Raw genomic sequence first — 16,468 nt, 5'->3', positions numbered from 1 at the left:
GGGTCACTCCGTGCGGCGCCGGGCCGCGTACACGGCCGCCCCGCCGATGAGCACGATCAGTGAGCCGCCCGCCACCACCGGCAGGACGGATCCGGCGTCCACCTTCACGTCGGCCGCCGGTGCCGCGTCGACCACATCGGTCCCGGTGTCCGACGCGGTGGGCGACGGACTGGGGGTGGCGGTCGGGGAAGGGCTCGGCGACGCCGACTCCGAAGCACCGGGCGACGGGCTCCTGGACGGCTTCGCCTCCGCGGAGGCGGATTTCGGGGGTGAGGTCTTCTTCGGCTCGGGCGCCTTGAGGCCGGTGTCGGTGCCCGGTGGCAGCGCGGGGGCGCGTTCGGTGGACGCCGGCTTGCCCACGTCGCCCCGCGCCTCGGTGTTGTGCGCGCGCAGCTGGTCGGGGGTGAGCGTGGGCCGGCCCTTGGTCCCGCCGATGTCGGTGCCGCCGAAGATCCACAGGTCGACGCTGCCCGGCTTCGGCTTGTAGGGCATGGCGCCGAGCTGGCTGTACTCCCAGGAGTCGGCGCCCGGATCCGCGTGCCAGTACGACCAGTACGCGGAGGCCGGCGGCGTCAGGACACAGTCGTCCTGCTGGGGGGTCGGGTACTGCTTGCCGCTCTGCTGCCCGCTGTAGCCGATACGGCAGATGAAGGCCGAGCCGTCGTGTCCGGTGCCGGTGGTGCGCCAGCCGCCCTGGTTGAGGAGCTCGTACCCGGTCGTGGGTGTGGTGCCGCAGGAGCGGTAGACCGGGCCGCCCCAGTGGCTGAAGTCGACGGCGAGCACGACTCCGGACGTGGTGGTGCACCGTCCCATGGGCTGCGGATCTGCCGCCGCCGAGGGCACGTTGGCGGTGAGCGCCGCAGTGGACAGCAGGAGGGCGGCCACCGCCTGTACGGTCCTGCGCCAAGCGGGCGTTCTCATATCCGCCCCTCGGTGGCTGCCCGGCGGCGGCCCCCGACGACGACGCGCCATCCGGCCCCGACGAGCAGAGCCGCGAAGCCGATGAGCGCGGCGATCTGCACACCGGTCGAGGCGAGCGCTCCCCCGCCGGAGCCACCGCTGCCGGTGTCGACGATGCCGCCCGTGCCTCCCGTCGAGTCGTCGGGGGTGATGATCGTCGGGGTGGAGGCACCGGTGCTGGGCGTGGGCTGCGGTGCGGTGCCGGTCAGGCTCCGCTCAAGCGTGCCGAACGAGATGCCGGTCGCCCCGCCCACCGCCTGTGTGGAGGCACGCAGGTCCGATCCGCGCTGTCCTTCCTCGGCGACGTTGAACCCGCCGTCGGTGTTCTGCTGGCCCGCGAGGAACGTGAGCGCCTCGGCGATCTCCGGGCCGTACCGCTCCGCGTCCAGTGAGAGTCCCTGCACCGCGAGGGCGGCGGAGTTGACCGAGTTGCCGGCCGCGCCGGGGAAGCCGCCGTCGGGCAGCTGCTTGCCCGCGATCCAGCTCAGGGCCTTGTCGACGGCCTTGTCCGCCTTCTCTCCGCCGGCCAGGTCCAGGGCCATGGCCGCGACAGCGGTGGAGTCGACGTCGGAGTCACCCGTGGCGGGGATCAGGCTGGGCCAGGCCCCGCTTCCGTGCTGAAGGCTTTCGAGGTAGGCGATCGGCTCCTGCGCGGCCGTCCTCCCGTCGGCCCTCAGCTGGGCCATGACCGCCAGGGACTGGGAGAAGACGGACGGGGCGTAGGTGTAGGCGCCCTTCGCGGCGCAGCTGCGGTCGGGGGCCTGGCTCGGCCCGGCGCACACGGCTTTCGCCAGGGCGGCGACGAGGTCCTGGCCGCCGAAGGAGCGCGGGTCGCGGCCGACGGCCTCGGCGAGCAGGGCGGCCTTGCCGAGGGAGCCTCCGAGCGCGTACGCGGTCCCGGTCCCGGTCCAGTCCCGCAGGGTCCTGCCCTCGCCGTCCTTGCCTCCCTTGTCGAGGAAGTCGACGATGCCGCGCAGCTTGTCGTTGTTCAGGCCGGTGGCCGCGAGCGCGTAGGCACCGTCGATGGTGAGCCCGAAGTCCGCGCGCGACGAACCGGTCCCGACGGCGTAGTACTGCCCCTGCCGGAGGTTGGCGGCGCCGGTGAGGTAGGCGACGCCCTTCTTCAGGTCGGGGCCCTCACGGGCGGGGCGGGTCGGGCCGGTGGTGGGGGGCTGCGTGGTGGGCGGCCCGGTGGTCGGCGGGTCGGTCGGCTCGGGCGCCTTCGTCGTCAGCCGTACGAGGTCGGTTCCGGCGCCGGCGAGGACGGCGGGCGAGGTCGCGTACAGAGCCGGGTCGGCGGCACCTTCCTCGAACCCGAAGCCGCCGCCGTCCAGTTGCTCACGGGAGAGCCAGGACACGGCGGCGCCGGCCTGCACGGTGTCGCCGAGAGCGCTGAGCGCCTGCGCGGCGTACGCGGTGGCGTGGATGCTGCCGGTGGTGGAGCCGGTGTACCCGAGGAAGGCCCCGTTCCCGCTCTGCGCCTTCTTCAGGTACGTACGGGCCTTGGCCACGGCGGTGTCCTGGCCGCCCGCCTCACGCAGGGCCAGGGCCACGAGTCCGGTGGTGGCGGGGTCGCCGTCACAGTTCTCGCCGGGGCGGATCAGGATGCTGGTGATCCCGCCGTCGTCGCACTGCAGCTGGGTCAGCCTCTCGACGGTCGCCGCCGGGGGTGCGGCGCCGGCCCGGAGCAGGGCGAGCACGGCGAGTGCCTGGCCGTCGCCGTAGGAGGCGTGACGGAAGTCGCCCGGGGCGGTGCAGCCGGGGGTGGTGGGGCCTGTGGTGCAGACGTTGTCCGCGAGACCGGCGATCAGGTCGTGGCCGCCGAAGTCGCGTGGATCGGCCTCCGTGGCCTCGGCGATCAGGGCGAGGCGGGCGGCTGCGGTCGCGTCGGGTGCCTGGTCCTCGCCCGACGCGTAGGCGTAGTCGCCGGTGTGGGCGGCGAGGAAGGCGGTGACCTTGTCGAGGGTGGCGCTCCCTCCCTCCGCGGCGGCCAGTGCGTAGGCCGCCTCGGTGGTCAGCAGGTAGTTGGGGGTGTCGGCGCCGTCGTCGACGACGCGTTCGCCGTCCTTGAGCGCGCTGCCGACCCAGTCCGCGGCGGCGGCCAGGTCGATCGTCCCCGGCGCGACGGTGGGTGTGTTCCCGGGATCGGGGGTCCCGGTGCCGCCCTGGGCACGCACCTCGTCGGGGGTGAAGGTCGGCTTGCCCGTCGTGCCCCCGATGTCGGTGCCGCCGAACACCCAGGCGTCGACGTCACCGTCCTTCGGCTTGCGGTCCATGGCGCCGTACTGGCTGTACGTCCACTTGTTCTGGCCCGGCGCGGCGAGCCAGTAGGACCAGTAGGCCGTGGCCGGCGGGGTGAGGACGCAGGACTCCTCGTCCGTGGTCGGGTACTGCGTGCCGGAGCCGAGACCGATGCGGCAGATGAAGGCGGGGCCGTCGTGCTGGGTGCCCTCGGTGGTGAACCCCGCCTCGTGGAGGAGCTCGTAACCGGTCGTCGGCGTCGTGTCGCAGCCACGCTCGACCTCGCCGCCGAAGGGGCCGAAGTCGACGGCGACGATCGCGCCCTCGGTGGCCGTGCAGTCCCCGAGGGGGTCGGCGGCGGCCGGGGTGACGGTGATGAGTGTCACGCACATGGCAAGCGAAAGGAATGCCACTGCCATCAGGGACAGGATCGCTCTCGTCCCCGTCCGCCGGTCTCTTCGCTGTGCGGTCCCCACCGCGGCCCCCTCGTCCTGTCTCCGTGGGGACGCGAACGTGGCTGAGGGGCCCTCACCCAGGGCTGACCGATGGGTGGAGCTATCGACCACGCCGTAGTCCGCGACGGCGTTTCTCGCTGCAGATCAGGCCCCAGGTAATCCGGCTCGCCCGGCGGATGCCGGGCCTACGGTTGCGGGTCAGCGCCGGATTTCGACCGGCTTCCCCTGGAACTCAGTGCTTATCAGCCGGATTTGAGCACGCTGCCGAGCGCCGCGTCAAGGCCGTGTCCCCCAGCGCTGAGGGCCGGTGGCAGGACCGGACCGCCTGGGGTAGCGTCCTGGGCTGCCACATGGGGGAACCCGGTGAGAGCCCGGGGCTGACGCGCAGCGGTGTGGGACGGCTAAGGCCCGTCCCGAGCCCGAATGCCCATGGCGGCGGTTGCACCACAGGAAGCCGGTCCACGCGTTCGGGCGGCGGCCCTGCTCGCTGCCGCCTCTCCCGAGGTGGGAGGCGGGCCTGGTCGACGCGCCCCTCATCCCAGGAGCAGGCCATGTCCCGTCCTTCGATCTCACCTCGTCTCGCCTTCACGGCGGCCCTCTCCGTCGGGGCGCTCTGCATGAGCGTCCTGCCGGCCTCGGCCACGGCCACGCCGGCCCAGATCGCCACGTCGAAGACCAACGGCGTGGCCTACCTCAAGTCCCTTCAGGCGGCGGACGGTTCGTACGCCGGGGCGGGGCTCTCCAACGAGTGGGCCTTCAGCGCGCTCGCCTCCGCCGGCACCGCCGCCGTCGACGTCTCGCCGGGCGGCGACACCACGAAGAACGCGAGATCCGTCTACCGCACCCTGCTCGCCACGGCGGGCTGGCCGTCCGCGACGCCGGTGGTCACCGACTACGAACGCGCCGCACTCAACGCCTACGCGGCGGGCATCGACCCGGCCCGGGTCTCCGCCTCCCGCAATCTGATCAGTGACATCTACGGCTACTGGCAGACGGCCGAGCCCGGCTACTTCGGTCCCTCGGCGAACTTCAACGGAACCGTCTTCGCCGCGCTCGCCCTGGGCGGCGCGAGGACCCAGGCCGGAGGGCAGCGCATACCCCAGTCCCTGCGCGACGCGCTGATCACCCGGATCCGGGCCAACCAGCACGACGACGGCGGCTGGAACTACGCGAAGGCGGAGGGCGATCCGGGCGGGCTCGGCTCCACGAGCGACATCGACATGACCGGCGCCGCGATGGCCGCGCTGTGCGTCTCCGGGGTCCCGGACACCGACACCGGCATCAGCCGGGCCAAGGCATTCCTCAAGAGCAAACTGGTGTCGACGAGCGGCGCGTTCAACGCGATGTTCGGCGTCAACACCGACTCCAACGGCTGGGCGGTGTCGGGGCTCAATGCCTGCGGCATCAACCCGCAGACCGGTGACTTCCTCACCTCGGCGGGCAAGACTCCCGTCGACTTCCTCATCGCCCAGCAGTTCAACCCCGGCGGCGGCTTCAAGTACCTGCCCAGCGACACCGGCCCGTCCGCCTACGCGTCCATCGACGGCCTGCGCGCGGTCGCCGGAGGCGGATTCACCGCCGCTCCCCCGGCCCCCTCGACCTCCGGCGCACCCCGGTGGGTGGCGCAGGGCACCTTCACCTCCGGCACGGCCACCGAACTGGCCCTGACCGTGGACAGCGGTGCGGGCGGTCTCAAGGTGTGCTCGGTCGCCTTCACCCCCACCGGGACGACGACCACGCTCGGCGCGGTCCTCGACGCGGCCACGAGCGCGGCCACCCCGTCCGGCTGCGTGAGCGGCGTGACCCCGTCCTCGGGAACGGGCACGATCACCGCACTCAACGGCAAGGCCAACAGCGGGTCGAGCACCTGGAAGGTCGGTGTCGACGGTTCGGCCTTCGCCGGGGCCACACGCGGGAAGGTGATCAACGCGGGTGACACCGTCGCCCTGCGCTGGGGTGCCTGACCCCCTGGAGTGAACGGCGTCCTCCACTGCGGGATCCGACGGAGCCCGGGGTGCGGCTACACGTGCGCCCCGTCCTGTTCTCCGCCGGGTCCCGCAGCCTCGGCTCCCTGCCGGGACCGGGTTCGCGTGCCCCAGCGTTCGAGCGAAGGACCGAGGGCACCCACAGCGGCGAAGAACACGCCGAGGAGCAGCCAGCCGGCCGTGCCCAGTCCCAGCACCACGGTGGTGAGGATGGCGGGGGCGAGCGCCTGGCCCGCGCTGAAGCCGAGCCCGAGAAGCCCCTGGTACTGGCCTTGGGCGTGGTCCGGTGCCAGACCGAAGCCGAGGGCGAAGCCGGCCGAGGACTCCCAGATCTCCCCGAGGCTGTGCACGAAGATCGCCGCGACCACGAGGCCGGCGGCCGCCCACACGGGAGCGTACGCACTCAGGGCCATCATCGGGCAGCTGAGGAGGAAGAGCAGTCCTGCCGTGCGGAATCCCCGGCCGCCGTCGCGAAGGGTTTCGATGCGGGATCCGATTCTGGTCTGCAGCAGGACGCAGACCCCGGCATTGATCGCGGACACCGCGGCCACGGTCCAGCGCGGTGCGTCCGTGTGCTCCGAGATCCAGATCGGCAGAAGCAGGGACACCACCGGGTACTGGAGCCCCATCGCGCCGTAGAGGGCTGTGAACGTCACGAACGGACGGTCGGTGAGAGCGATCCAGCGGCGCTGCATCGGCGGTGGCGCCAATGCCCTGTAGTCGGGGAGCAGGAACAGGAGGAGGGCGCACAGTGCGAAGCTGGCCGCGTTGCCGAGAATCAGCACGATGTAGGCGGTACGCGTATGCGCCGCGACAGCGAACCCGGCACCCACGGTTCCCAGGACGACGCCCAGGTTGACGTACGTACGGAGCTTCGCCCTGAACAGCGCCGGGCGGTCCGTGCCGACCCGGACCACGAGGGCTCCCCAGGCGGCGCCGCCGGCGGCTGCGGCAAGCTGGTCGACGGTGGCGATGACCGTGAGGGCGGCCCAGCTCTCGACGAGCACGAGAGCGGACATCGACACTGCTTGAACCGTCAGAGCGAGCATCATGACCGTGCGCGGCCCACGCCGGTCGGCCAGGTGACCGCCCGGGATCCCCGCGAGCAGGCCGATCAGGCCGGCGACGGTGAGGGCGGCGCCCACCTGCACCGCCGGCAGATCCACGACCAACGTGAAGTAGAGGGCCGACGCCGTGTTGAAGAGCCCGTTGCCGACCCGGTTCACGAAGCTGGCCAGGATCAGCACGCGCTCCGGCCTGTTGCCTCCCACCATGCGAGCCGCCCGCCCGGATGATCTCCCCTTGATCATGGGCGCAGGCTAGCAGCGGCCCCCGCGGGGGACACGTCCGTGCCGGGCGTGCTCAGCGGGCGGACGCGGTGGGCGCGCTCTTCCTACGTGCACGGTAGGCCGCCGCCTTGATCTTGTTGCCGCACGAGTCCATGCCGCACCACTGCCGGCGCATGCCGCGGGAGCGGTCGATGTAGACGCGGGTGCACTCCGGGTTGCCGCACTCCTTCATCAAGGGCACATCCGGCCCGCTGAGCAGCTCGACGGCGAGCCGGGCGACGGTCGACAGGGCATGCTCCGGAGTCGCCACGGTCCGGCGCCCGGTCCGGGTGAGCTGCGGCACGGCGGCGGGCTTGCGCGCGGCGTCGTTCACCACCGCGAGCGCATCCTCACCGAACTCCTGCCCGAGACGGCGCGCCGTGACCAGCTCGTAGACGGCCTCACGCACGGCCTTCGCCTGCTCCACGTCACCGTCCGCACCAGGGGTGATCGCATCGACGACGCCGGATTCCTCGTACCAGGCACCCAGCCGTTCCGGCGTCACGAACATCTCGAAGCGCACCGAACGGCGCGCCCGGAGAGTGGCGGCGAAATCGAGGGCAGGGTTCCCGCAGACGAAGACATGATCGAGGTTCACATCACCATCCTGACAGGTGACGCCTGGAGGCCACAAGGAGCGTCACCCGTCACCGCCGCACACCGGCTCCCGACCACGTGGGGCGGTGCGGCTAGAGGCCCAGGTCGAGGGCCAGGCAGGAGAAGCGGTTCCACGAACCCTCCGGGTCGTACACGGCGCCCGCCCCGGCGTCCGGAGCGACCGCCTTCTCCTCGATCAGACGGTCGTGGGAGATGCGGTCGGGCAGCTTCCCGAAACGGGCATGCCGCTCCGCCGCCGCGATGTGGTCGGCCGAGGCCTGTTCGTTCCTCACGGTCGGTCTCCGCTCATCCGGTGGCGGACTGCGCCACAACGACTCGGTCCACCCAGAGTGCCCTTTCCTTCGTCACCGGTCAAGACGGTGACGCATGCTCGCCAACCCCTCCCCAATGGGCGTAAAAGGGACAGACGACTTCCACTCACTCCAATGCATCACCACCTTGACCGGTGACGCAAAGCTGTGCCAGGGTCACCGGGCGGCGCACGACGGGGGCGTCATCACTCGACGGAGGAAGGTCACTCGGATGATCAACAGGCGCGTGTTCGGCAAGGCCGCCGGCATGGGTACGGGTGCGGTCGCCATGTCACTGGCCGGTCTGCGGAACGCCTCGGCGGCGGAGGCAACAGCCGGTGCGTCACCCGGGCCCGCGGCTCCGCCCGTGCCGCCCCCCGCCACATCGTTCACCGGCCTGAAGCAGGTGCGGGCGGGAGTGCTGGACGTCGGTTACGCCGAGGCCGGCCCGCAGCACGGCCCCGTGGTCATCTGCCTGCACGGCTGGCCCTACGACATCCACAGCTACGTCGATGTCGTGCCGATCCTGGCCGCTCAGGGCTTCCGGGTGATCGTCCCGTACCTCCGTGGTCACGGCACGACGCGGTTCCTGTCCTCCCGGACGGTCCGCAACGCCCAGCAGTCGGCGATCGCCCTCGACATCATCGCCCTGATGGACGTCCTCAGGATCGAGAAGGCCGTCCTCGCCGGCTTCGACTGGGGAACCCGCACCGCCGACATCATCGCCGCTCTGTGGCCCCGGCGCGTCACGGCTCTGGTCTCGGTGAGCGGGTACCTCATCACCGACGTCGAGGCGCAGAAGACACCGATCTCGCCGGCGGCCGAGCACAACTGGTGGTACCAGTACTACTTCTCCACCGAGCGGGGCCGCACCGCCATGGAGACACCGGACGACCGCGACGCCCTGTGCCGCCTGGTCTGGGACACCGTCTCACCGACCTGGAACTTCGACGACGCCACCTTCGAACGCACCGCCGCCGCCTTCACCAACCCCGACTACGCCTCCATCGTCATCCACAACTACCGTTGGCGCCTCGGCCTCGCCGACGGCGAACGCCGCTACGACCGTTACGAGCGGAAGCTCGCCGCCCGCCCCCGCATCGCCACCCCGACGATCACGCTCGACGCGGAGCGCGACCCCTTCACGGCTCCCGGCGACGGCTCCTCCTACCGGGACTTCTTCACCGGTCCCTACGAGCACCGCACGCTCACGGGGATCGGCCACAACGTGCCCCAGGAGGCGCCGGCCGCGTTCGCCCGGGCTGTGGTCGACGCCGCCGGGGTCACGCAGGCGGGGTGACGATGGTCGGTGGGTGTTCGGGATCCGGGATCCGGTTGCTCCAGCCGCCGGGGACCGCTCGGCCCTGCTGGTCGCGGAACCGGACGGGCGCCGTACCCACGCGACGGGTGAAGAGCCGGGAGAAGTAGGCGGGGTCGTCGTAGCCGACGCGGCGGGCGACGGCGGACACGGGGAGCTCGGTACCGGCGAGGAGTTCCTTGGCGCGGCCGAGGCGGATGCCGAGGAGGTAGTCCTTGGGGCTGCATCCGGCGACACGGCGTACGGCGGCGCGCAGTTCGGCGGGCGTCATCCCGTGGCGGGAGGCGTGTTCGGCGACGGACAGTGGCTGGAAGGCGTCGCGGGCCAGGGCGTTGAGCACGGGGTCGCCGTCGGCTCCGACATCGGCCCGGGAGCGGCGCAGGGCGACCAGCAGTTCGTGCACGGCGGCGCCGGTCTCGACCTCGAGGAGCGGGTTGCCCAGGCGGGCGGCGCGGGCGATGCGGCTCACGGCGGCGCGGGCCGGCGCGGTGTCCGCGAGGGGGACGACCGGCCGGTCGGGCTCGATGTAGCCGAGTTCGGTGTACGGGGCGGTCGCCGGGCCGGTGAAGTCGACGAAGCTCTCGTCCCATCCGGTGGCGGGGTCGGGACCGTAGTGGTGCGGGATGCCCGGCACGAGCCAGATCAGGGCGGGGGCGGTCACGGGGGTGCGCCTGCCGTCGGTGCCGCGGTACCAGCCGCTGCCCGCGCTGATGACGACGGCGACATGGTGGTCGAGCGTGCGGGGCCCCACCGTGGGCAGCGTGCCGTGCTGGAGGCCGACCCCGAGGCAGACCAGGCCCAGCTTGTGGTGCGTGGGGCTCGGCGTGAAATAGCGCATCCAGGTGTGATACATCCGCTTCCGTTTCCTCCCCGCCCGGCCGTCGGCGTTCCGTTGTGTCCAAACAGCGCTGATCTTTGTCCATGGACCGCTTCGCCGCCAGGGGGTGAGGTGGGGTGGTGGTGGAACGAGAGGCGGGAACCGTGGCTGATTTCGCGGTGGGCGAGCGGGATTTTGAGCTGGACGGGCGGCCCGTACGGCTGCTGTCGGGCGCCCTGCACTATTTCCGGGTGCACGAGGGCCAGTGGGGACACCGGCTGGCGATGCTGCGTGCCATGGGGCTGAACTGTGTGGAGACGTACGTCCCGTGGAACCTGCACGAGCCGGAGCAGGGGCGCCACCGCGACGTGGAGGCACTGGGGCGGTTCCTGGACGCGGCGGGGACCGCGGGGCTGTGGGCGATCGTACGGCCGGGCCCGTACATCTGCGCGGAATGGGAGAACGGCGGTCTGCCGCACTGGCTGACGGGGGCGCTGGGCACCCGGGTCCGGACCCGCGACGCGGAGTACCTCGGCCAGGTGGAGCAGTGGTTCCGGCGGCTGCTGCCGCAGGTGGTGGGGCGGCAGATCGACCGGGGCGGCCCGGTGGTCATGGTGCAGATCGAGAACGAGTACGGCAGTTACGGCTCCGACCAGGTGTATCTGGGCCGGCTCGGTGAGCTGCTGCGTGAGCTCGGTGTGACGGTGCCGCTGTTCACGTCCGACGGGCCGGAGGACCACATGCTGACGGGTGGTTCGGTACCGGGCGTGCTGGCCACGGCGAACTTCGGCTCGGGGGCCCGGGAGGGCTTCGAGACGCTGCGCCGGCACCGCCCGGACGGGCCCCTGATGTGCATGGAGTTCTGGTGCGGGTGGTTCGGGCACTGGGGCGCGGAGCCGGTGGTGCGGGATCCCTCCGACGCGGCCTCGGCGTTGGAGGAGATCCTCCGGTGCGGCGCGTCCGTCAACATCTACATGGCGCACGGGGGTACGAACTTCGGCGGCTGGTCGGGGGCGAACCGTGCCGGGGCCCTGCACGGCGGGGAGCTCCAGCCGGTGGTGACGTCGTACGACTACGACGCACCCATCGACGAGTACGGCCGCCCGACGGAGAAGTTCTGGCTGTTCCGGGACGTCCTGTCCGCCTACCGGGAGGACGGTGACCCGCTACCCGACGTACCGGAACCGCCTGCCGTTCTGGCGGCTCCCGTGCACGCGGAGCTCGTCGAGTGGGCGCCGCTGGGTGACGTCATGGACACCCTCGGCGGTCCGGAGGCCGAGTGGGCGATGCCGCCGACGTTCGAGGAGCTGGGCGTGGACCGGGGGCTGGTCCGCTACCGGGTGGAGGTGCCGGGGCCGCGTCAGCCGTATCCGCTGGGGGTGACCGGGCTGCGGGACCGGGCGGTGGTGTACGTCGACGGCGTGCGGGCGGGGGTGCTGGGCGGCGGCCCGGCCGAGGCCGGTTCGTACACGGCGCTGGAGGAGCCCCTCGCGGGGCCGGCCGCGGTGGAGCTGTGGGTGGAGTCGCTGGGCCGGGTCAACTACGGGCCGCGCCTCGCCGAGCCGAAGGGGATCACGGGCGGCATCCTGCACGAGCGGCAGTATCTGCACGGTGTACGGGCACGAGGGCTGGCCCTGGACGCGTTCGAGGGCGAGGACCCCCTCGGGAAGGTGCCGTTCCGTTCCCCGGAGGCGGGCGCCGCGGGCCTGTTCCGGGGCACGTTCGACGTGCGCGGGGCGGGTGACGCCGGGATCGCGCTGCCGGGCTGGGAGCGCGGCTTCGTGTGGGTGAACGGCTTCTGCCTGGGCCGTTACTGGGGCGTGGGCCCCCAGAAGTCCCTGTACGTTCCCGGCCCCCTGCTCCGCGAGGGCGCGAACGAGGTGTGGGTCCTGGAACTGGAGCGCTCCGGCGCACATCTGCTGACGCTCAGCTGAGTGGCACGTGGAGGGCCGGTCCTCGTCAGGACCGGCCCTCCGTGTCGTCACCGCTCACACGCGGCTGCGCTCAGCTGTCCGTCACACCTCGCGCACCTCGAAGGAGTCGAGGACGAACTCCGCCGTGCCGTCGTCCCCGGTCTTGCGCAGGCCGACCCAGGTCTCGCCCTCGGGCGGCGCGGTGAACTCGTAGGTCAGTACGGCCGGAGAGGTGGCGACGGGCAGGTCCCGGCGTTCGAGTTCGCGGGAGGCCGGTGCGTCGACACCGGTGATCCAGGCGTACTGGCCGGCCTTCTCGTTCTCGTACCGGAAGGTGACCCGGTAGCGCTTGCCCGGTTCGAAGCGGACGGTGTGCTGCACGGTGCGGTGGACGAGGCCGTCGTTCTCACCACGCGACTTGAGCGACTGGGTCCCGTCGACGACGTCGTCGATGGTCTTGCCGTTCCAGCCGCGCTGGGTGAACGGGGCGTGCCGCTGGGCGATGTGGGTGCGCGGGTCCGTCGAGCCGCCCGCGTCGCCCTTGACGAAGGCTCCCCAGCCCTGGGGCACGTGCTGGAAGTCCTCGAAGGCCACGGTTCCGGCCCTGGTGGTGCGCCGCGCGGCCACGATCCGCACGTTGTCGAAGCGGACCCTGGCGCTCCCCGCCCCGGCCCTCAGCGTGAGGTCCACGGGGCCTCCGCCGGCCGGCACGGTGAAGTACGTGAACATGCGCTGGAAGCGGGTGTCGTGCTTGCGGTCGGCCGCGACGAGGTTGACCGCGGTCGAGGAGTCCGTCCAGTTCTCGGCGGTGGTTCCGTCGGCGGTGCGCACGGTGAGCGCGGCCCGTCGCCTCTCCCCCGCCTCGGCTCCCACCTCCACCTGCACGGACGCGGCGTAGGTGCCCGGTGCGAGGCGGGCGAGCCGCCGGCCGACGGACGCCGCCGCACCGGCGCCGATGACCAGTTCGTAGTCGCCGAGGGCGCTCAGCTCCACCGACGCCGGACCGCTGACGTTCCAGCCGTCCAGGGAGCCGGAGTTGAAGCCCGGGTCGTGCAGCGGTGTGGCCTGCCCCCACTTCGGGTCCTGGTTCGCGGGCATCCGGGTGCGGTGGACGACGTACGGCTGCTGCGCCTCGGCCTCGATCGTCACCCGGCCGGAGCGGACGGGCACCTCACGGAGGCCGGCCCGTCCCTGGTCGGTGAGCCGGTAGACGGCGACCTTCGACCGGCCGGCCCAGCCGCGCGGCAGCTGCCAGGTGGTGCTGCCGCCCGCCGGGTTGTAGTGGTAGAGCCGGTCGGGGTCGGTGGCCTCGCGCGGCTCCCAGGGCAGCAGGTAGCGTCCCGCCTCGTACACCACCCGGCCGTCCGTGATGATGCGGCGGGTACCTTCGGTGTCGTCCACGGACGTCTTCGTCGGGCCGAAGAACGTGATCTCGTGGGCGCCCCAGGTTCTGACGGGGTACGCCTGGAGGTACTTGGCGGGCAGGCTGTCGGTCCAGATCTGCTCGTAGAAGGTGTTCCAGTCGGTCTTGTTGACCCAGCCCTCGAAGTTGCCGGTGCGCGGGATGCCCAGGAGCGTCGGCCACTTGTCGGCGAAGACGTCCTTCTGGTGGTTGCGGATGAAGCGGATCAGCCGGGAGTTGATGCCCCGGGACGTGTCGGCGCCGTAGTCGGTCTCGGTGGCCCAGTGGGACCACAGGGAGGAGCGTTCGAGGCCGTGGCCCCACTCGGTGGTGACCTGCCACCCTTGGTCCCGCAGGGCACGCTGGAGCCGGTCGGAGGTCCATCCCGACTCGCGGAACACGTCGATGTAGAGCATGTTCAGGGCGGGGTCGGTCTCGTCCCTGAGGTCCTGGAAGCGCTTGATGATGTCGCCGGACACGAGGTCGCGCCGCTGGTCGATGCGGTAGCTCTGGTCGAGCCAGTCCCACTGTTCGTTGTTCTTGTCGACGAGTGTCTCGGAGAACGCGTTCGCGACGGGGTACGACTCGGTGGCGTTCACATGAACGCCGAAGTCGCTCCCCCACCGGCGGCCCTCGCGTACGAGGGTGTTGAGGTCCTTCAGGCCGCCCGCGCGCTCGTTGTGGTTGCCCGCGTAGTCGGGGTGGGCGGAGTCGTGGCCCTCCGACTGGTAGCCCTTGAGGAGCGTGTACTGGCGCAGGCCGTCCGTCGCCAGGGAGATCCGCTTGACGTTGTCGAGTGTCGCGAGGAACGGATTGGTGGCCTGGCTGGCGAAGTTGAACGGGATGTGCGGGACGACGCGCAGGTGCTGCTCGTCGGCGCCCAGCGGGTCGGCCATGATGTCGCGGAAGGCGATGGCGGCGTCCTGCCAGTCCACCACCCCGTCGCCGTTGCGGTCACCGGTGATGATGACGGTGGCGTACGGGAGTGGCTCGGTGGCGTCCACGGGCGCGGTCGCGGCACGGTGCGTCCACTGCCCGCAGGTGAGCTGCGCCTTGACGTAGCCGTCCTTCTTGACGCTCTGCCGCCACAGCCGTCCGTTCTCCCAGGTGGCGCCGGGGACGCTGTCGGGCTTGTCGTACGTCGTGTTGGTCTCGACGGCGCCGCCGAGCCGGTCGTGCGCGAGGACGGCGTACGCGCAGCCCACCGGTGCGGCGTCGGGCGCGGTGCCGGGGGTGAGCTCCACCAGCGTGTCACCACTGGTGGCCTTGTCGAGCTGGATCCGGGCGGCGAGGAGGGCGGCGCCCGGCTGGTCGCTGCGTACCGACAGGAAGGCCAGCGACGGGATCTGGAGCGTGCCGACACGCAGGGCCGGTGTGTCGGTGATCCTGGTGACCCGCCAGTCGACCCGGCGCCCGGTGACCCGGATCTCGACCCTGATCTCGGTGCCGCCGTCGAAGGTGAGGGTGTACGAGGCACTGTCGCGGCCGGAGCGCGAGGTCACCCGTGGGGTACGGGCGGTGCCGTCGATCAGGACCGAGGTGACCGGGTCCTCCTGGCCGTGGAGGACGGCGCCGCCGGCGCGGTCGGTGTACGAGACGATGCGCGGGAAGTCCGGGTCGACGCGCACCTCCAGTTCGCGGGAGCGCAGCACGGTCTCCCGCTGCGCCGCGAACGCGGCACCGGGGCCCGCGAGGGCCAGTCCCGCCCCCGCCAGCGCGGTGGCGGCCACCACGGTCCTGCGGCTCGGTCCGGGATCTTGTGCGTGCATGCTCGCTCTCCTGACGCTGGACGGCATCCGTGCACGCCAAGATCGCGGCTCGGGGGTGAACGCGCCCATGGACAAAGGAGGAGCGGGTCTTGGACTAACGCGTCGGGCCCGTCACACGGCCGGGTCGTCGGCCGGTGCGGCCGGTGAAGACGTCGTGTGCGGACGCAGCACCATGAGCGGGCCTTCCGGGGCCGCCACCATGGCGAAGGGGAACCGGTCGACCTCGAGGCAGAGCGCGACGTCATCGGGGTGGACTCCTTGACGCACCCCCTCCGCGAGTTCCGCCGCGGCGCGCGATTCGGCAGCACGGCGGACGAACTCCGCGGCGTCCGTCACCCCTCCGGTGGCCCTCCGGGCGATGTACTGAGCACACGCCAGATCCTCGTCGGCCTGCCCGTCCTCGCCGGTGACCACGAACGTGACCCCGTCGCTCCCGCGCGTCCGCAGGAGCCGGGCCGTCGCCTCCGCCACCACGAAGCCGGCGCACAGGACGAGCGAGGCATCCTTGACCGCGAGGGCCCCGACCGTCCCTGCCGTGGTCTTCTGCACGACGGTCCGTCCGCCGAGAGCGGCGGACCGCAGCATTCCCGGCGAGTTGACCAGGTCGAACCCGGGCGCGGCCGGGCCGTCCTTGAGCGCCGCCCAGTCCGGGTGGCGCTCCTTGAGCGCCAGGGCCTCGTCCAGCGACCCAGCAAGAACGATCTTCTCCGCTCCCTGGGCGAAGGCCCAGGCAGCCACGGTGAAGGCACGCATGACGTCGACCACGACCGCCACGGACGGTGCTTCGGTCAGATCGGCGATGCCGAGGAATCGTGTGTCCATTCCGGTCATGATCGCGCATGCCCGGCCGGGGGCACAGGCCGGCGGCGGTGGCACCCTCCCTGCCGTCGTGGGAGCGTGCACCACCGCCACGCCGACCGGGTGCGGGCCGGCCGGACTACCGCGAGCGGCTGGAGAAGCGGCGGGCTTCCTTCAGCGCGGTCCTGACGGGTGACACCACTGCCGGACAGATGCGCTACGCATCCGCGAACGCCACGCTGCGCGCCGCGGCCGCGCTGACCGCCGTCCTGCTCCTGTGCGCCGCCCTCGTGCTGCGCCTCGGCGACTACCGGTACCCCGCCGTCAACGGCTTCGGCGAGACCGCCGCCGACGTCGACGCCGTGACGACGTCCTCTCCGCCGTCGTGAGACAGCCGGCCCTCACATCACCACCTCGTTCCTCCCGGGCACGGCCATCAGAAGGTGATTGGCCAGGACTGGTTTCTGGAAACCACTGGGATGCACCTCCGCCACAATCGCATGGTTCTCGTGGACCATCCGGTTTGATCAGCCGGTGTCCAAGGCGGCCCCAGGATGCGACGGGTGGCGGGCGG

Annotated in this window: 12 protein-coding genes and 2 riboswitches; of the genes, 4 read left to right on the top strand and 8 right to left on the bottom strand. The window is 71.8% G+C overall.

Annotated elements, in window-relative coordinates; translation table 11 throughout:
• Nucleotides 1-3: 3 nt before the first annotated feature.
• Together ACIRD8_RS28300 and ACIRD8_RS28295 are read right to left on the bottom strand one after the other, a co-directional pair.
• Nucleotides 4-921: a hypothetical protein gene (locus ACIRD8_RS28300; protein WP_403997401.1), complete on the bottom strand. Its 918-nt coding sequence runs from the start codon at nt 919-921 to the stop codon at nt 4-6.
• The gene (locus ACIRD8_RS28295) at nt 918-3,620 is read right to left on the bottom strand and encodes a prenyltransferase/squalene oxidase repeat-containing protein (RefSeq protein ID WP_403997398.1); all 2,703 of its coding nucleotides are present in this window, start codon (nt 3,618-3,620) and stop codon (nt 918-920) included. The genes ACIRD8_RS28300 and ACIRD8_RS28295 overlap by 4 nt, the downstream gene beginning before the upstream one ends.
• Before the next feature lie 190 nt (nt 3,621-3,810).
• Nucleotides 3,811-3,881: riboswitch (cobalamin riboswitch) on the bottom strand.
• Nucleotides 3,882-4,009: 128 nt separating this feature from the next.
• Nucleotides 4,010-4,085, top strand: a riboswitch (cobalamin riboswitch).
• 122 nt (nt 4,086-4,207) lie between these two features.
• Here ACIRD8_RS28295 and ACIRD8_RS28290 point away from each other — a divergent pair.
• Nucleotides 4,208-5,620 carry a hypothetical protein gene (locus ACIRD8_RS28290; protein WP_403997395.1) on the top strand — a complete coding sequence of 471 codons (1,413 nt, stop codon included), beginning with the start codon at nt 4,208-4,210 and terminating at the stop codon, nt 5,618-5,620.
• Nucleotides 5,621-5,676: 56 nt separating this feature from the next.
• On the opposite strand, the gene ACIRD8_RS28285 is transcribed toward ACIRD8_RS28290, so the two are convergent.
• The 3 genes from ACIRD8_RS28285 to ACIRD8_RS28275 form a co-directional block, all read right to left on the bottom strand.
• Nucleotides 5,677-6,951 carry an MFS transporter gene (locus tag ACIRD8_RS28285; protein WP_403997392.1) on the bottom strand — a complete coding sequence of 425 codons (1,275 nt, stop codon included), beginning with the start codon at nt 6,949-6,951 and terminating at the stop codon, nt 5,677-5,679.
• A gap of 52 nt (nt 6,952-7,003) precedes the next feature.
• Nucleotides 7,004-7,567 carry a CGNR zinc finger domain-containing protein gene (locus ACIRD8_RS28280; RefSeq protein WP_403997389.1) on the bottom strand — a complete coding sequence of 188 codons (564 nt, stop codon included), beginning with the start codon at nt 7,565-7,567 and terminating at the stop codon, nt 7,004-7,006.
• A gap of 91 nt (nt 7,568-7,658) precedes the next feature.
• Nucleotides 7,659-7,859 carry a hypothetical protein gene (locus ACIRD8_RS28275; RefSeq protein ID WP_403997386.1) on the bottom strand — a complete coding sequence of 67 codons (201 nt, stop codon included), beginning with the start codon at nt 7,857-7,859 and terminating at the stop codon, nt 7,659-7,661.
• A gap of 250 nt (nt 7,860-8,109) precedes the next feature.
• Between ACIRD8_RS28275 and ACIRD8_RS28270 the strand changes: the two genes are divergently transcribed.
• Nucleotides 8,110-9,177 carry an alpha/beta fold hydrolase gene (locus ACIRD8_RS28270; protein ID WP_403997383.1) on the top strand — a complete coding sequence of 356 codons (1,068 nt, stop codon included), beginning with the start codon at nt 8,110-8,112 and terminating at the stop codon, nt 9,175-9,177.
• Here ACIRD8_RS28270 and ACIRD8_RS28265 read toward each other — a convergent pair.
• Nucleotides 9,161-10,048: a helix-turn-helix domain-containing protein gene (locus ACIRD8_RS28265; protein WP_403997380.1), complete on the bottom strand. Its 888-nt coding sequence runs from the start codon at nt 10,046-10,048 to the stop codon at nt 9,161-9,163. The two genes, ACIRD8_RS28270 and ACIRD8_RS28265, sit on opposite strands and share 17 nt — an antisense overlap.
• A gap of 128 nt (nt 10,049-10,176) precedes the next feature.
• On the opposite strand from ACIRD8_RS28265, the gene ACIRD8_RS28260 reads away from it, so the two are divergent.
• The gene (locus tag ACIRD8_RS28260) at nt 10,177-11,946 is read left to right on the top strand and encodes a beta-galactosidase family protein (RefSeq protein ID WP_403997377.1); all 1,770 of its coding nucleotides are present in this window, start codon (nt 10,177-10,179) and stop codon (nt 11,944-11,946) included.
• Between the two features lie 81 nt (nt 11,947-12,027).
• Here ACIRD8_RS28260 and ACIRD8_RS28255 read toward each other — a convergent pair whose 3' ends face one another.
• Entirely contained in the window at nt 12,028-15,096 is a 3,069-nt protein-coding gene (locus tag ACIRD8_RS28255) for an endo-alpha-N-acetylgalactosaminidase family protein (protein WP_403997374.1), read from the bottom strand.
• 111 nt (nt 15,097-15,207) lie between these two features.
• Complete coding sequence (locus ACIRD8_RS28250; protein WP_403997371.1) at nt 15,208-15,918, bottom strand: 2-phosphosulfolactate phosphatase; 711 nt, start codon at nt 15,916-15,918, stop codon at nt 15,208-15,210.
• Between the two features lie 47 nt (nt 15,919-15,965).
• Between ACIRD8_RS28250 and ACIRD8_RS28245 the strand changes: the two genes are divergently transcribed.
• Entirely contained in the window at nt 15,966-16,283 is a 318-nt protein-coding gene (locus tag ACIRD8_RS28245; RefSeq protein ID WP_403997368.1) for a hypothetical protein, read from the top strand.
• Nucleotides 16,284-16,468: the final 185 nt, after the last annotated feature.

Origin of the sequence: Streptomyces sp. NPDC102451 (genome assembly GCF_044765485.1) — a bacterium.
Taxonomy (GTDB): Bacteria; Actinomycetota; Actinomycetes; order Streptomycetales; family Streptomycetaceae; genus Streptomyces.
This window is presented reverse-complemented; position numbering and strand designations above follow the sequence as displayed.